This is a genomic window from Pseudomonas sp. R9.37 (assembly GCF_963878885.1).
In the GTDB taxonomy this organism is placed as follows: Bacteria; Pseudomonadota; Gammaproteobacteria; order Pseudomonadales; family Pseudomonadaceae; genus Aquipseudomonas.
In genome coordinates this window covers 157659-170820 of sequence record NZ_CAWNZA010000022.1, presented here as the reverse complement: position 1 = coordinate 170820, position 13162 = coordinate 157659, and the positions used below count along the sequence as shown (strand labels likewise).

The window sequence follows — 13162 nt, the reverse complement described above, 5'->3', positions numbered from 1 at the left end:
CAGTGTTTATCCGTTGAGTGCGTAGGCGATGCCATTGGCAATGGCGATTTCCATGCGGCGCCAATGCTCGTCCTCCAGCCACTTGGCCGTTCCCATCACCTCTGCGGTGGGCTCGGCACCTGGTAGCCAGCGGCCGGCCAGGGCCACCAGTTGGCCCAGGCCGTTTTCGGTCAGTCGTTCGGCGTGCTCGAGGGCTTTTTTACGGTGATTTCAACGTCCGGGCCGTACTCCTCGAGGAGCGCGCCCGCCAGCTGCATGACCAGCACCGGATTACCCAACAGAGGCTTGAGGGTGGCGCGTTCTTCCTGCTTAACGGTGGTCACCAGCAGGTTATTCGCCGGCGAAACCTTGTTGGCCTGGGTCACGGCGTTGAAGTACTTCGTCACGTCCTGGGGGGTCAGGGCGAAGGTGAATTCCTTGTCGCCTACTTCCAGGGTGATATCGCGTGTATCGGTCATGGGTGTTGCTCCGTTCAGAGGTTGGGTGTCAGTTATGGTTGGCGCGGGCAAACCCGCAGGGCATGGTCTTGCAAGCCCAGGATCATTTGCCGGCTGAGGGCGAGCTGATCTCTGAGGGTGAAATAATCCGATCGAGCGTCTGCTGTGAGTTCGGCGGTGCTTGCATGAGCCACGCCGCCGGCGCTGGCACTGGCGGGCACTGGGGCGCTGCAGGTGGCGTTGAGCCGCAACCGCTTACGGCCAGTGGCAACATCGAGACGCAGAGCATCGTTTTCAGCCCGTTCATGGTTCAGTTCCTGGGTACGTTGAAGGTCGATAGCGTCACGCTCAGCCAGCATTTCGCCGCTGATCCGCGCGGACTCTCGCAGGCCGTTCACTTCAAACAGCGCCGCGTCACGCTCGATCCGTGCGTTGTCGCGCTGGTCCTGCAGCAGGTCAAAGCCGAACCAGGCCACCAGGCACAGCACCAGGATGAAAGTGCCTTCGCGCATCACAGGCCCGCCTTACAAAGCTCGGCCTCGGCCAATCGGCGTTTATGCAAACCTGGGACTAATTCCTTCTTGCCATCGGCGGTGGTGATGAAGGCCCAGACCGGTGTTTTGCCGTCAGGCGCCCAGGCCAGCGCCTGGCAGCCCTCTTTGATACGGCCGGCATTGATCAATCCCACGGCGCGGCTCGCGCACGTGCTGGCAGTGCCGAAGTTGTGGCCATGGCTACTCAGGGCATCGAATGTGTTCTGGCCCACGTTCTGGTTGGTGATGCAGTCGGCCAGTTGCAGTTGGCCTTTACTGATCACCAGTTGCTCCACCTCGCTGCAGCGCGCATCCGACCAGTAGTCGCCTACAACTACCGGGTAGGGGCTTGTATGGCGGGTGATGCCCTTGCACACGGTGGGTAGGCCACGGGCCAGCTTGTCCGCATAAACGGTGTTCTGGGCGTTGCCTTCCCAGGTGCCCAGGAAAACGACCAGCGCAGAGCTGCAGAGCGTGATAGCGCCGGCGGCGATCTTGCCGCGCAGGCTCACGGCTTCACCTTCCATTCGCGCAGCATCTGGCGATATTTGGGAACCAACAGCAGGATCTGCAGCACCATGTAAACGGCAGTCAGCATGTAGGCGACAGCCGACCAGTCGACGGCCCCTGTCGCCCCAGTGGCGGCTACACCGATCGCAGGTGACGCCTTCGCCAGTGCGATGGCGGTGTCCTGGGCCGCCTGATTGGTGCTCATCGCTGCACTCCTTTTTCGAAGAAAGACTGGCACGGGACACACCGGGTCTTACCGCCGAGCGCCTGGCGAGCTGCCGGAATCTCGTTATCACAGTCCTGGCAGTGAGTAAGGCTTGGGCCCGTTGACTCACGCCGGGCCTGGGCCAACTGGGCGTTGATAGCCTGGTCCCGCTGACGTTGTTCCAGGGCTTGAGCGCGATCGAACGGGCATACCATCAGCTAATGCCCTCGATCTCGGTGGAATCCAGGTAAGGCACGCCGTTGATGCGGATAAAGTCCGGACTGGTGACCTCAAACGGCACCTTGTGCTTGGTCTTCTCGCCGCCCTTCGGATCAATGCTCAGCAGGCTGGAAATCTTCAACTTGCAGCCGAACGCCTCAATGCGCAGCTCGTCGTCGCCAGCCTTGGCGAAAAACACCACGTCGAACGCATCCAGCTTGCGGAAGCTGCCGGCAGTGCGCGCCGCTTCGACCACCAGGTTAAAGTTGGTCGAGTCCAGCTCAACTTCACCTGCCGCCGCCACGTCGCCGTCGACGTAGCCATCAGGCACGCCCCGGGTTTGCGCGGTCTTGCTGTTGTCGGTGATATCCAGGGTGCAGCTTTCGACGTGTACCTGCAGATCGCCCAGGTTCACGTCAAAGTTCTTGCCGCCAATACGTGACATGGGGGGGTTACTCCGAATCGTCGTTGGAAAGATCCAGGGCGATGTTCGCCGTGAGGTCTTTCGGGCAGTTGTGGGGCTTGAGCTTGATGTACGCCTCGACGGCGGTTTTGCTCTTCCAGGTCAGCACGATGTCGCCGTCTTTCGGCGTTTCGATCTCTCCCGGGAACACCTGTCCGGCGAACTTGACCGACTTGGCCATCTGGCGCAGTGGCGCCATCAACGCGTTGACGTTCACGGCCATGCTGTTGGGTGTGTTGTTCAAGCGACGATCAGCCACACGGCGGATCAGCAGCGGCCGCACCTGGCGCGCCGCCTTGTCCGTCAGGCGCAGATATTCGACTACCTGGTAGTCGCTGCCTGGGGTGTCCAGCATGTTGCCGTCGCCCCAATAAACACCCGGGTAGTCCGGGTAGGTCTGGGAAACAGAAAAGCGAGACTTGTCCAACTCGGCGCGGATTGCGGACGGCAGCGGCACGCCCTCTTTATCGACCGGCACACTGCCCAGACCGGTTACGGCACCGGTGGCCACACGCATTGGGCTGTCGGCAATACTCACGGCAGCGTTGGCCAAGCGACCAGCCAACACGCCCAGGTCATTGCCGTGCAACTGCGGCACCACCATCACACGCGGCGCGGCCACGTTGTTGGTAATTGCCTTTTGCTCGGCCACATATTCAGACCAGGACTGCAGCACGGTCGGGCTGGCAGTTGCTGCCATCACGAACAAGCGGCGGCCGTAGACGTTATTAACCAGCACCGCCGCGTCGTGCATGGCCGCCAGGTCGTCGCCCTTGGTCACAGGCTGGGTGATAACGACTGCCTCGACCGAAAAGCCCTGCTGCTGGCAAGTTTCCAAAGAGGCGCGCCAGTCGGTATCGGCCACGATCGGTGCCGCCAGACAGGCCCAGCGATCGCCACCGTTCGAGCGAGCGGCAGTGATCTGGGTTTTCAGGTCGCTGGCAGCGATACCCAGGGCGGCATCGAGGTCGCTTTCGGTATTGAGCGGCACAAGTTTGCCGATGTTTTTTGGAGCGGTTTTCGGACCAGGCCCGATAAACAGAAAATAGCGTTCGATCTCAGTCACGGCGCCTTGGCCCAGATTGAGATTGTTAACGCTGACTTTGCCAAGTGCCATGCTGTGCCTCGTTAGCGGGGTGAATTAAGGATTTGTTCAAAGACCTGGTTAACCAGCTCGCGGGTTTCGCCGCTGGTTTCCACGCCCAGGAACTGGCGTTTTGGCAGGGTGATGTCCCAGCTTTGCGCGCCCGTTTTCTCGGTTCGTTCATCGTTCAAAATGCGGATCAAAAGGCCGGCCTTGGCGTAATTCACATGCTCCTGAATCCAAGCCACCGACGGCCTGGCCAGCGCTCTTTTGCCTTTGTGCCGGACACGAAAGCCCAACCGGCGCAGGCGCTTGGCCTGTTTGTCGGTGCATGCAATGCCTGGTGGGACTTTGTTCCAGCGGCGCATCTGCGCAGCGGTACGTCGCTCGCTGACGCCGTTGTGCTGCTGGGCGGCGACCCAACGGGTCAAGGCGTTTTTCCAGCCCAGTTCGGCTTCGTCCGAACTGACGCGGGTCACCTGCAGCAGCTTGGCCAGGCCGGCTTCCATCTTTTTTTTGCCTTTGGCGCTGCCCTTGCGTTCAGCGAACGGGGAGCCGTCGGTGTTCTTCTGCTCACGCACCCGCTTACGGCTCATCGTCCGCACGCGTGTGGTTACCCGGTTCAACAGTCGCCGGCGCAACTGTGGCGACAGTTCAAGCAATGCCAACTGGGCGTCGACGTCGAGCAAGCCCCTGATATCGAGGTCGAGCGGGTTAGCGGCCATTGCTGCCCACCTCGCCATGCTCGGCAACCCACAGATCGAACGGCACGAATGCCCAAGTCTTGCCGAACGCCTCGATCTCGCCGGCAGGGTCTTGGGCGAGGTATTGCGGCTCGACGAACTCCAGGGACAAGTCCACGTCGAAGGTGTCCTGGTCGAGGGGTTCAACGGCAAACAGGGGCGCCGGCAGTTCGTGGCGGTTCCGGTCAGGATCGTGGGTTTCCAGCCAACTACCCACCAGGGCCATCAGCCTGGCCGGATTGCCGGCGAAGCGTTCCAGGGAGAACACAGCGCGATAGCGCATGTCAGCCATGTGCAGGCCGTCGCGGTCGGGTTTCCAGATCAGCTCAAGGCTGACCTGCTCGGTCCAACTGTCGAACTGCTCAGGCTCCACCAGGTTGCGGGCCATCAGATAGGCGGTCAGCGCCTGCAGCTGGATCACAGCAACGCCGCCGTGATGCGGCCACGGCCCTGCAGGGCACGCACGGCTTGCTGGCTGAACGCCAGGAAGGTTTCGGCACGCTCAGGCGCTTCCTTGCCGGTGTTTTCGGCGCTCTCGCGGCGGGTGACGGTTGCAAACTGTGGCAGCAAACTGCCCTTAGCGCGGCAGTACACGGCGCGCTTGTACAGCTTCACTTGGAAGGTACGTTCTGGCAGCAGCGTGGAATCTGCGGACTCGACACGCGTCATGCCGTTGGCCTTCCAACGTGCTTTGCACCTGGCCAGGTCCGTATTGACCTCGACCATGGCTGTGTTCAAGGCGTCGGCCAGCAGCTCTACCAGGTACTCCGCCGGCAGGCGTTGTTCCTTTTGGAATTCGGACACAGAGAGGTCTGGCCAAAAGCCGTCGTTCTCGATCGTCAGTTCCACAAAGGTGGTGGGTTTCCCGGAAAAACTCATTGCTGGCCGCTCAAATAGGGCGGGGAGTCTGTTTTCAGTGGGACGGTCCATAAATGGGCGGCTCACTTCCACAGATCCCCGCTGGGGGGGGTAGTCGGTTATTCGGTGGCCGGGTTAGCGGCCGTTTGTTTTTCCAAGGTTCTGCGGATCTGTTTGATGCGCGTGTTGTTGCCGGCCTGGGCGTACAACTCCGTCGAACGCTCCAGGTGCTTGAGCGCGGTCTCCCACTGCTCGGCCTCCATGGCGCGCATGCCGATCAACTTGTGGTACTTACTCGGGATCTGCTCGGTCAGGTTCCACTCACCATCAACTCGCGGCAGTAGGTCGGACAGGTAAGGTTCCGGGCTGCGCTTGGCGGTGTATTCGGCGTAGGCCCATTCGCACACGGCATCGGCAACAAAGGTCGGGATGTCGCGGCGCTTGAAGCGCTCCGGCATCTGCTGGCCCTGTTCCATCAGGAAGTCAGCAAGCTCCAGGGCGTCTTCGAACTGCGCGGTATCGAACAGCCAGACCATGACCTGCACCGCAACACGATTCGGGAAATTCAGGCCGGACTCGCAGTAGCGCTGGACGTATTCCTGGTACTTGGGCAGCAGCTCGTCGCGCTTGAGCGACTGTTTACTGGCCAGGTTATTGAGATCACTCAGGCGCGCCAGGTCCTGGTCCAACGCCGCTTCCTGCAGCAGCAGGTGCTTGCGGGCATTGGCAGGGCTGCTCAGGGCTTCCGCCGGCGAGTAAGGAAGCGCTGCGGAAGCGGCAGCCGCCACAACGGCGGCGCCTCCCAGGGCGATGGTTCGGCGCTTGTGCGCGAGGGCCAGACTCACGCGACCAGCTCCACGTTCTCGGTCATGGCGAACTTTTCCAGCTGCTCGATCACATAACCTTCGTTGCGGCTGTTGTAGTCCTCGACGCGGGATCGCTTGGGGTTGTCGATGGTCTGTTTACGCCAGCTGGAATCCTGGAAATAGATAGACAGGTTGTCCCAACTGGTGACGACCACGCCGTTGACCGGGAAGAACGGCACGCTAAAGCTCGGCAAGCCGCCATAGGTGGCGATCACCTGGGCTTCTTCGATGCGCTCTTTTTCGGTCGGGGTATCGCCCTGTTTCGAATACAGCTTGGCTTTGTCTGCGGCCAGCAGATCCGTGCCGATGATTGCGATCAGGTCGCCGGCATCGCGCAGGCGCTCGTCAACCAGTTGCTTGGTGTCATGCACCAGGGCATCGAGGTTGGCATAGTCGCCACCGGCGCCAAGGGTGACTTTGCCCGCAGCCTTACCTTCCATGAGTACCTGGGCCGGGATCTGCTCACGGGCCTGCTGCAGCCAACCTTTGTTGACGTCCTGCAGCATTGGATACTGCTTGATGTCGGTCTGTTTGGCAGCGTGCGTGCCATGGAAGCCGACCATGATGCGATCCAGCGCGATCTGCTTTTGCACGGCAGCGGAATAGCGCTGGTGGAAGTCCGGAAACTTGGCCCAGGCGTCGATTTTGGCGTACGGCAGGCCCACATCGGACTCAGTGGAAGACAGCTCATAAGTGGACTGATCCAACGCCGATGCGTCTTTGGCTTCGCGGTCCTTGGACGTGGTGTCTGTGCGACCGGTGACTGGCCCCGACACACCGATGAAGACTTTCTGCCCCTTGATCTCGGTCACCGGAATGACGTTGATTCGTCCCAGGAAGTCCGACTTGGCCGTAATAGCGTCGTTCAGTTCCTGGGCAATCGTCGGATCGACGCTGAACATCTTGGTGGCAAGGTCAACGCCGTAGCTTTCCGCAATGGCGACCTGCAGTTCTGCGAACATTTGTGCGCCGAAAGCGCTCAGGGAGTAGGCCATGTTAGAGCACCCGCTTTTTGACGTTGGTTACCGGGCCGGGATTGCGCGGCAACTGGCGACCGATGGGGTTGTTCTGCAAAGCACTGAACTGCTTCTGCAGCGCATCCAGCTTGGCAAGTACAGCCTGATTGCCCTTGTTCTTGCGGCGGAATTCGCGTTCGTCCTCGGCAGTGGCCACAATCTCGTCCACTGCTGCGCTCACGTCGTCGATCAGGTCCGAATCTGGCGCGGGCGCATCTTCGGCGGCTGGTTCAATGACGGCCTGCAGGCCGGCAGCGACAACCAGCAATTGGGCCACCAGGGCCGTCAAAGCCGTTGCTGTAGCTTCATCCATTGGGGGTTTGCTCTCTGTTTGGGGTGGAGTGGTTTCGGTGGGCAGCACGTCGGCGGCGAAACGCTTGAAAAAGCCGGTCAGGGCATTGATCAGTCCGGTTTCGGCGGTGGGTAGGCTGTCGTCCTGAAGGCGGCCGAGTTCGACCGAGGCGGCGTAATAGGAAGCGCGGTTGTTCTTGTGCGAAAAGTAGAGTTCCTGGGTGCCGACACTTGCCGGCTGGTCGGTAACGCCCAAGCCGGTCAGATAGGCTTTACCTTTGCCACGGAAATCGGGGGTGATCTCAATGCTGGTGAACAGTTTCTGGCCTTGGTCATTCAGATACAGCAACCGGTCGTTGGGCTTCAATTGCGCTTCCAATGCCACTTCGCCTGGCTCCAGGTCTTCGGCGTCTTCCACCAGACGCACCGCGTAAACGGTGCCGTGGGAGCCTGGCAAGCGTTCGTGATCGCACCAGATCACAGCCGTGTAAAAAGACGGCTTGTAGGTTTCAGCGATGTCGCGCAGTTCCTGGGGAAGGATCACGCGCCCATCAACGGTGGCTCCGCTGGTGGCGACACGCTTCCAGAACGAAACAAGGGAACGGGGCATGGGTTTGACTGCGCTCAATCACTGAATGAACCGCCACGATAGGGAGCCGCCAAGCCTCAAACAAACGGTTCAAATGCGCGTTTCTCCTATATTCGACATATAGGTGGATCACGGAATTTAACCCCGCGTTTCCGGCGTTTTCGCCGCATAGACTGCGGCCCATGTACTACTCGACCGAAGTTAAAGAAGCCGCCAAACGCCTGTTTCTGCGCCGCTGTAAGGCCAAGGAAATTCAGGCGCAGCTCAACCTGCCCAACATCCGCATCGTCTACTACTGGATACGCCAGGGCGGTTGGGAAGACATGCTGTCGGATGAAGAACCGCTGACGGCCGTGGGCCGGCGAATCACCCTCCTCCTGGACAAAGCCGGCAGTCTGACCAAGGACGACCTCAACGAGCTGGACCGGCTGACCACCGTGCGCGAGCGTCTGTTAAAGCAAGCGGCCAAACCGTTGCCAGCACCGATCGGGGAACCTTCCGGCGAGCCACAGGAAGGCCGCCAGCGGCCGCGTGGCGAACGCTCGGCGCGTGGCGATAGCAGCGGGAAGAAACGCGAGAAGAAAGCCAAGAACGACATTAGCGGGCTGACCGAAGTCGACTTCCTGGATAAGTTCATCAGCAAGATGTACCGCTATCAGCAGGAGCTGTTTGCCGCGAAGCAAAATCCGCTGACGTGCCGAATCCGCAACATCCTGAAAAGCCGCCAGGTAGGCCTGACGTATTACTTCGCCGGCGAAGCGTTCATGGATGCGGTGCTGACCGGCGACAACCAGGTGTTCCTGTCAGCCAGCCGCTCACAGTCGGAGATTTTCCGCAGCTACATCATCCAGTTTGCCAAGCAGTGGTTTGACATCGAGCTGACCGGCAACCCGATCACGCTCAGCAACGGCGCCGAACTGCGTTTCCTATCGACCAACAGCAGCACCGCCCAGGGCTACCATGGCCACGTCTACGTCGACGAATATTTCTGGATACGCGACTTCGAAAAACTCAGCACCGTGGCCAGTGCCATGGGCACCCACAAGAAGTGGCGCAAAACCTACTTTTCGACGCCCAGCGCGGTGTCGCACCAGGCGTACCCGTTCTGGTCCGGCGAAGAGTTCCGCAACAGCAAACGCGGCAAGAAAGCCGGTGGCACCTGGCCCACCGAGGGATCCTATACACAGGGCGCGCTTTGCCCCGATGGCCAATGGCGCAAGACCATTACCATTCAGGATGCGATCGACGGTGGCTGCGATCTGTTCGACTTGGAGCAGCTGCAGCTGGAGTACGACGAGGACAAATTCCAGCAGTTGTTTTACTGCAAGTTCATCGACAGCAGCCAAAGCGCGTTCGGCCTCAAAGACCTGGAGCGCTGCTATTCCGATCTGTCGTTGTGGGAAGACTACAACCCGGAACTGGATCGGCCTTTCGGCAACAGCCCGGTATGGCTTGGCTACGATCCGAGCCGCACCCGCGACGACGCCACGTGCGTGGTGGTCGCTCCACCACTGGAACCGGGGGCGAAATTCCGCATCCTGGAAAAACACAGTTGGCGGGGGCAGTCGTTCAAGTACCAAGCCGACCAGGTCAAGAAACTTACCGAGCGTTTCAACGTACAGCACATCGGTATCGACACCACCGGTATCGGCTACGGCGTGTTTGACCTGGTGCGCGACTTCTATCCGCGTGCGACCGCGATCCACTACAGCCTTGAAACCAAAAACACCCTGGTACTCAAGGCCCAAGACACGATCCAGGGGAGCCGCATCGAATGGGACGCTGGCTGGACCGATATCGCCCAAGCGTTCCTGACCATCAAGCGCGGCACCACCACCAGCGGCCAGGTCACCTACAGCGCTTCGCGCACTGACGCCACCGGCCACGCCGACATTGCCTGGTCGATCATGCACGCCCTGTTCAATGAACCCCTCAACACCAACAAGCGGCGCCGTAGCCGCTACGTCACGAGCGGAAACAATGCCCAAGCAACGACACAAAAAGCCCCAAATCAACCAACCGGCGCGACAGCCCCAGCCCATGCGGGCGTTCACCTTCGGGGAGCCCGAACAGGTGCTGTCCGGCAACATCGGCGAGTACCTCGGGGTGTTTCTCAGCGACGACGGCGAAATCTACAAGCCGCCGGTGTCCCGGGCGGGCCTGGCCAAGTTGCTACGCGCCAACGCACACCACGGTGCCATTCCAAAATTCAAACGCAACCTGCTGCTGCGTGAGTTCATTCCGTCTGAGGGGTGCAGCACGCAGACCATGGGCCGTGCGAGCCTGGATTACATGGTGTTTGGCGAGGCCTATTTCTATCGCGATACCAACGCATTTGGCGATGTGCTGGAGATGCAGCACCTGCCGGCTATCAACATGCGGGTGAAGGTCGACGGCGGGTTCAGGATGTTGCTGCCAGACAACAAATACATGGACTTCGACCAGGACGAAATAGAACACGTCCTGGACTACGACGTGGAACAGAACATCTACGGTGTGCCTGACTACCTGGGCGGCATGCAGGCGCTGTTGCTCAACGAAGCCGCGACCCTGTTCCGCCGGCGGTACTACAGCAATGGCGCGCACGCGGGCTACATCTTCTACACCAACGACCCGGACCTGACCGAGGAAGACGAAGAAAACCTGCGCGCTCAGATCAGCGCCAGTAAGGGCGTGGGCAATTTCCGATCGATGTTCGTCAACATCCCCAACGGCAAGGAAAACGCGATCCAGATCATCCCCGTGGGGGACTTCCAGGCCAAGGACGAGCTGGAGAAGGTCAAGAACATCACCCGCAACGACGTGATCGCCGCTTGGCGAATGAACCCTGCTCTAGCCGGGATCATTCCCGAAAACAACGGCGGGTTTGGGGATATCGAGAAGATCGATCGCGTTTACACCAGCAACGAGATTAGGCCGATCTGTCAGCTGTTCAGCCAGCTCAATGAGGTGCTTCGACGGGACAGGCGTATTAGCTGGAAAAAGATCGATAGCACAGGGGAAACCTCTATCTGACACCTATCAACTAGAGAAATATACTGCGCCACATGCGAATATAGTGGCAATAAGCTGCACCCTGGGGAGGGGATATGAGAGTTACTTGCAAATGCGGACACAAAGGGCGAATTGCGTCACGTGAGGTTCTGTCAGCCGACTTTGCGAAACTTTACTGCCAGTGCCTCGATGCAAAGTGTGGGCACACCTGGGTCGCTAATCTCACTTTTTCTCATACGTTAAGCCCGTCCGCTCAGACGTTCGACAGGCTGCTGATGGATCGTCTTAGAGATATGCCCAGAGCCCAACAGCGGGAGCTGTTTGAAAAGCTTGGATCGCAGGCCGTCGCATGAAGCGCGCCACCGACAATCGAGTGCCGGCGGCGCTGGATTCAGCCTTCGTCGGAATGATCCGGGTTGCTTATCAGCGCTTCGGTCAGTCTTCTCAACTGCTCTTTGTCGCGAGGGCTCAACTGGCGATACAACCCAATCAGACGTCGCTCAATGTGCGAAAGCTCATACCGCGCAGATGCTGCCATTTCAACGTAACCGACATCCGCGTTTGTGCGATCCAACATGCTTACCACTCCATAAAATCCATTGCTGTCGCAGTGATATGGGGGCAAGCGAGTGGCGGGACGGAAACGGAGGGCTTAACTCACCCCTTTGGCAGCATCGTCAGCAATAGCTTTAAGAAAGCGCCGGATGGCTTTTTGATCGTCCACAGGAATGCTGCGGTACTGCTGAACAATGCTGTCTTCAACCTCAGACAACGCATCAACTTTCATCGTGGTACGAGTCCCGCTAACGATGTAAAGCACGTCAAATCCGAGCGCGCTGGCAGCCATACTCAAGTAGGAGGCCGGCGCGTCACTAGCACCGGATTCGTAGTTTCCTTGAGTTCTTTTCGAGACACCAAGTTGTTCCGCAAGTTGATCTTGCGTCAGCCCAGCCTGGGCTCGTTGTTGGCGCAACCTCGCGCCAATCTCTTCGGAGAGTGTCAATATTTTTCCATCCAGATATTTACATTGGCAGATTTTTGCCACATCCTGCGCTTGTCATCACACGAAAACGCAAGGAATTGCACTATGCCCAACTCACCCATCACCGAGCAAGCTCGCCAGCAGGCGCGTGCATCCTTGGAGAAGCGTGGCCAGACTGCCAGAAATTTTGCTGAACGGAACAACCTCAACCCCAGCACCGTTTACGCGGTGCTGAATGGCCAGAGCCAATGCCGTCGTGGGGAGGCTCATCGCGCAGCTGTATTACTCGGAATCAAAGACGGCGTGATCGAACAGTAATGGCCAGGTCTCTGAGGGAACAGCAGAAGATGAAAAGTCAGGTTCTGAAAACACGGCGTGAAGTCGTCAGTGCAATTATTTGCACCTTCGAAGGTGGCCGCGAACGCGCCGCCGCTCGCATCGGCCTACCACTTAAGAAGTTCGATAACCACGCTTACGAGAACAACAACTGCCGCCCGCTGACGGACCTACAGATCTTTCAACTGGAACAGGTCACAGGCACCCAGCACCTGGCCAACTACGTTGCGGCAATGTACGGCGGCATGTTCGTGCCGGTCATCCAACCGGAAAACCTCGACAACGTTGAGATGTACGCACGGGCAGTGCAGACCTCAGCCAAGCAGGGCACGGTCGACCAGGTTATCGCTCAAGCGATCGAGGACGGCGTAATCACCGAAGACGAGGCCGAGCTGATCCTAAATGCGCACGTCTTGCACATAGCCGCGCGCACTGCCGAAATCCATGCCGCCATCGACCTCTACCGCGCAAAGTCAGGGAAAGGGCAATGAACACTCAAACCAATGCTTTGGACTACCAACAGTGCGTGCAGAACGCTGCACTGGCATTCCTTAAGCGCCACCAAGCCGAACACTTAGGCGACTTGTCGACACTGCGCAAACGGGCGGTTATTCATCTGGTGGAGAACCTCGACGTGGCCGAACCGGTTGCAACCAAACTGACCGAACTGGCCCACATCGAGTTGCTGGACCTGCCAAAGCGCCAACGCTCCGCAAACTCGTAACACCCAACCCAACCAATCGCCGACCCCACATCCCGTGGGTTTGGGTGAGCTGCGCCCGAAATTGAGGTTTAACGATGGCCAACGCCGTAATTGTCACCACACAACTGCCCCCAGCCGAGGCCGAAGCGTTGCTGGCCAACCTTCGTGAACAGTATCGCTTGAGCCTCAACGAACACTGGTACGCCGACCAATTCCGTCTTGTTACGGCCGGTCTGCGCCACGGCGCGATTCTCGCCCACATACCGGTCATGGCTGCGCAAAAACGCCTCATGGCAGCCCTGTCCCACAGCCTCAAAGCAGTGAAGTAACCCC

General features: G+C 59.4%; 21 protein-coding genes. 7 read left to right on the top strand and 14 right to left on the bottom strand.

The annotated features are described in order from the left end of the window. Window positions 1-6 precede the first annotated feature (6 nt). The 14 genes from AACU78_RS30080 to AACU78_RS12980 form a co-directional block, all read right to left on the bottom strand. A complete protein-coding gene (locus AACU78_RS30080) occupies window positions 7-150 on the bottom strand; it encodes a DUF6890 family protein (RefSeq protein ID WP_370881244.1) in 144 nt (47 codons plus the stop codon). Window positions 151-170: 20 nt separating this feature from the next. Continuing rightward, window positions 171-458, bottom strand: coding sequence for a putative phage tail assembly chaperone (locus tag AACU78_RS13040; RefSeq protein WP_106576239.1), 288 nt, complete (start codon window positions 456-458; stop codon window positions 171-173). 32 nt (window positions 459-490) lie between these two features. Then, the gene (locus tag AACU78_RS13035) at window positions 491-949 is read right to left on the bottom strand and encodes a lysis protein (protein WP_106576238.1); all 459 of its coding nucleotides are present in this window, start codon (window positions 947-949) and stop codon (window positions 491-493) included. After that, window positions 949-1482, bottom strand: coding sequence for a lysozyme (locus tag AACU78_RS13030; RefSeq protein ID WP_106576707.1), 534 nt, complete (start codon window positions 1480-1482; stop codon window positions 949-951). Before AACU78_RS13030 ends, AACU78_RS13035 begins: the two co-directional genes overlap by 1 nt. Beyond that, the gene (locus tag AACU78_RS13025; RefSeq protein WP_106576237.1) at window positions 1479-1685 is read right to left on the bottom strand and encodes a hypothetical protein; all 207 of its coding nucleotides are present in this window, start codon (window positions 1683-1685) and stop codon (window positions 1479-1481) included. The genes AACU78_RS13030 and AACU78_RS13025 overlap by 4 nt, the downstream gene beginning before the upstream one ends. Continuing rightward, complete coding sequence (locus tag AACU78_RS13020) at window positions 1682-1900, bottom strand: TraR/DksA family transcriptional regulator (RefSeq protein ID WP_106576236.1); 219 nt, start codon at window positions 1898-1900, stop codon at window positions 1682-1684. The genes AACU78_RS13025 and AACU78_RS13020 overlap by 4 nt, the downstream gene beginning before the upstream one ends. Next, window positions 1900-2349, bottom strand: coding sequence for a phage protein (locus AACU78_RS13015; RefSeq protein ID WP_053253844.1), 450 nt, complete (start codon window positions 2347-2349; stop codon window positions 1900-1902). The genes AACU78_RS13020 and AACU78_RS13015 overlap by 1 nt, the downstream gene beginning before the upstream one ends. A 7-nt stretch (window positions 2350-2356) precedes the next feature. Beyond that, entirely contained in the window at window positions 2357-3484 is a 1128-nt protein-coding gene (locus tag AACU78_RS13010; protein ID WP_106576235.1) for a DUF2586 domain-containing protein, read from the bottom strand. Between the two features lie 11 nt (window positions 3485-3495). Further along, window positions 3496-4176 (bottom strand): phage virion morphogenesis protein, encoded by a 681-nt coding sequence (locus AACU78_RS13005; protein WP_106576234.1) that lies wholly within the window; start codon window positions 4174-4176, stop codon window positions 3496-3498. Continuing rightward, window positions 4166-4615 carry a phage tail protein gene (locus AACU78_RS13000; RefSeq protein ID WP_106576232.1) on the bottom strand — a complete coding sequence of 150 codons (450 nt, stop codon included), beginning with the start codon at window positions 4613-4615 and terminating at the stop codon, window positions 4166-4168. The genes AACU78_RS13005 and AACU78_RS13000 overlap by 11 nt, the downstream gene beginning before the upstream one ends. Next, window positions 4612-5073 (bottom strand): head completion/stabilization protein, encoded by a 462-nt coding sequence (locus AACU78_RS12995; RefSeq protein ID WP_106576231.1) that lies wholly within the window; start codon window positions 5071-5073, stop codon window positions 4612-4614. Before AACU78_RS12995 ends, AACU78_RS13000 begins: the two co-directional genes overlap by 4 nt. 98 nt (window positions 5074-5171) lie before the next feature. Continuing rightward, the gene (gene gpM, locus AACU78_RS12990) at window positions 5172-5897 is read right to left on the bottom strand and encodes a phage terminase small subunit (protein WP_106576230.1); all 726 of its coding nucleotides are present in this window, start codon (window positions 5895-5897) and stop codon (window positions 5172-5174) included. Next, complete coding sequence (locus AACU78_RS12985) at window positions 5894-6913, bottom strand: phage major capsid protein, P2 family (protein ID WP_106576228.1); 1020 nt, start codon at window positions 6911-6913, stop codon at window positions 5894-5896. Before AACU78_RS12985 ends, gpM begins: the two co-directional genes overlap by 4 nt. 1 nt (window position 6914) lies before the next feature. After that, the gene (locus AACU78_RS12980; protein WP_106576227.1) at window positions 6915-7835 is read right to left on the bottom strand and encodes a GPO family capsid scaffolding protein; all 921 of its coding nucleotides are present in this window, start codon (window positions 7833-7835) and stop codon (window positions 6915-6917) included. A 161-nt stretch (window positions 7836-7996) separates the two neighbouring features. On the opposite strand from AACU78_RS12980, the gene AACU78_RS12975 reads away from it, so the two are divergent. The 7 genes from AACU78_RS12975 (at window position 7997) to AACU78_RS12935 (ending at window position 13158) form a co-directional block, all read left to right on the top strand. Continuing rightward, a complete protein-coding gene (locus AACU78_RS12975) occupies window positions 7997-10048 on the top strand; it encodes a terminase large subunit domain-containing protein (RefSeq protein WP_106576226.1) in 2052 nt (683 codons plus the stop codon). Continuing rightward, window positions 9960-10829, top strand: coding sequence for a phage portal protein (locus tag AACU78_RS12970; protein ID WP_106576706.1), 870 nt, complete (start codon window positions 9960-9962; stop codon window positions 10827-10829). The genes AACU78_RS12975 and AACU78_RS12970 overlap by 89 nt, the downstream gene beginning before the upstream one ends. A gap of 74 nt (window positions 10830-10903) precedes the next feature. Further along, window positions 10904-11161 carry an ogr/Delta-like zinc finger family protein gene (locus AACU78_RS12965; RefSeq protein ID WP_073638021.1) on the top strand — a complete coding sequence of 86 codons (258 nt, stop codon included), beginning with the start codon at window positions 10904-10906 and terminating at the stop codon, window positions 11159-11161. A 734-nt stretch (window positions 11162-11895) separates the two neighbouring features. Further along, window positions 11896-12108, top strand: coding sequence for a DNA-binding protein (locus AACU78_RS12950; RefSeq protein WP_106576223.1), 213 nt, complete (start codon window positions 11896-11898; stop codon window positions 12106-12108). A gap of 29 nt (window positions 12109-12137) precedes the next feature. After that, window positions 12138-12617: a YmfL family putative regulatory protein gene (locus AACU78_RS12945; protein ID WP_128588295.1), complete on the top strand. Its 480-nt coding sequence runs from the start codon at window positions 12138-12140 to the stop codon at window positions 12615-12617. Further along, window positions 12614-12850, top strand: a complete 237-nt coding sequence (locus tag AACU78_RS12940; RefSeq protein ID WP_106576221.1) for a hypothetical protein — start codon at window positions 12614-12616, stop codon at window positions 12848-12850. Before AACU78_RS12945 ends, AACU78_RS12940 begins: the two co-directional genes overlap by 4 nt. A gap of 74 nt (window positions 12851-12924) precedes the next feature. Next, on the top strand, window positions 12925-13158 hold the full coding sequence (locus AACU78_RS12935) for a hypothetical protein (protein WP_106576220.1): 234 nt from the start codon (window positions 12925-12927) through the stop codon (window positions 13156-13158). The last annotated feature ends 4 nt before the right edge of the window (window positions 13159-13162 follow it).

Coding starts and splice junctions, on each gene's coding strand:
- AACU78_RS13020 (WP_106576236.1), bottom strand. CDS start 1,900: ATGGTATGCCCGTTCGATCGCGCTCAAGCCCTGGAACAACGTCAGCGG.
- AACU78_RS13015 (WP_053253844.1), bottom strand. CDS start 2,349: ATGTCACGTATTGGCGGCAAGAACTTTGACGTGAACCTGGGCGATCTG.
- AACU78_RS13035 (WP_106576238.1), bottom strand. CDS start 949: ATGCGCGAAGGCACTTTCATCCTGGTGCTGTGCCTGGTGGCCTGGTTC.
- AACU78_RS13025 (WP_106576237.1), bottom strand. CDS start 1,685: ATGAGCACCAATCAGGCGGCCCAGGACACCGCCATCGCACTGGCGAAG.
- AACU78_RS13040 (WP_106576239.1), bottom strand. CDS start 458: ATGACCGATACACGCGATATCACCCTGGAAGTAGGCGACAAGGAATTC.
- AACU78_RS12935 (WP_106576220.1), top strand. CDS start 12,925: ATGGCCAACGCCGTAATTGTCACCACACAACTGCCCCCAGCCGAGGCC.
- AACU78_RS12985 (WP_106576228.1), bottom strand. CDS start 6,913: ATGGCCTACTCCCTGAGCGCTTTCGGCGCACAAATGTTCGCAGAACTG.
- AACU78_RS13010 (WP_106576235.1), bottom strand. CDS start 3,484: ATGGCACTTGGCAAAGTCAGCGTTAACAATCTCAATCTGGGCCAAGGC.
- AACU78_RS12965 (WP_073638021.1), top strand. CDS start 10,904: ATGAGAGTTACTTGCAAATGCGGACACAAAGGGCGAATTGCGTCACGT.
- AACU78_RS12945 (WP_128588295.1), top strand. CDS start 12,138: ATGAAAAGTCAGGTTCTGAAAACACGGCGTGAAGTCGTCAGTGCAATT.
- AACU78_RS12980 (WP_106576227.1), bottom strand. CDS start 7,835: ATGCCCCGTTCCCTTGTTTCGTTCTGGAAGCGTGTCGCCACCAGCGGA.
- AACU78_RS13005 (WP_106576234.1), bottom strand. CDS start 4,176: ATGGCCGCTAACCCGCTCGACCTCGATATCAGGGGCTTGCTCGACGTC.
- AACU78_RS12975 (WP_106576226.1), top strand. CDS start 7,997: ATGTACTACTCGACCGAAGTTAAAGAAGCCGCCAAACGCCTGTTTCTG.
- AACU78_RS12950 (WP_106576223.1), top strand. CDS start 11,896: ATGCCCAACTCACCCATCACCGAGCAAGCTCGCCAGCAGGCGCGTGCA.
- AACU78_RS12940 (WP_106576221.1), top strand. CDS start 12,614: ATGAACACTCAAACCAATGCTTTGGACTACCAACAGTGCGTGCAGAAC.
- AACU78_RS12995 (WP_106576231.1), bottom strand. CDS start 5,073: ATGAGTTTTTCCGGGAAACCCACCACCTTTGTGGAACTGACGATCGAG.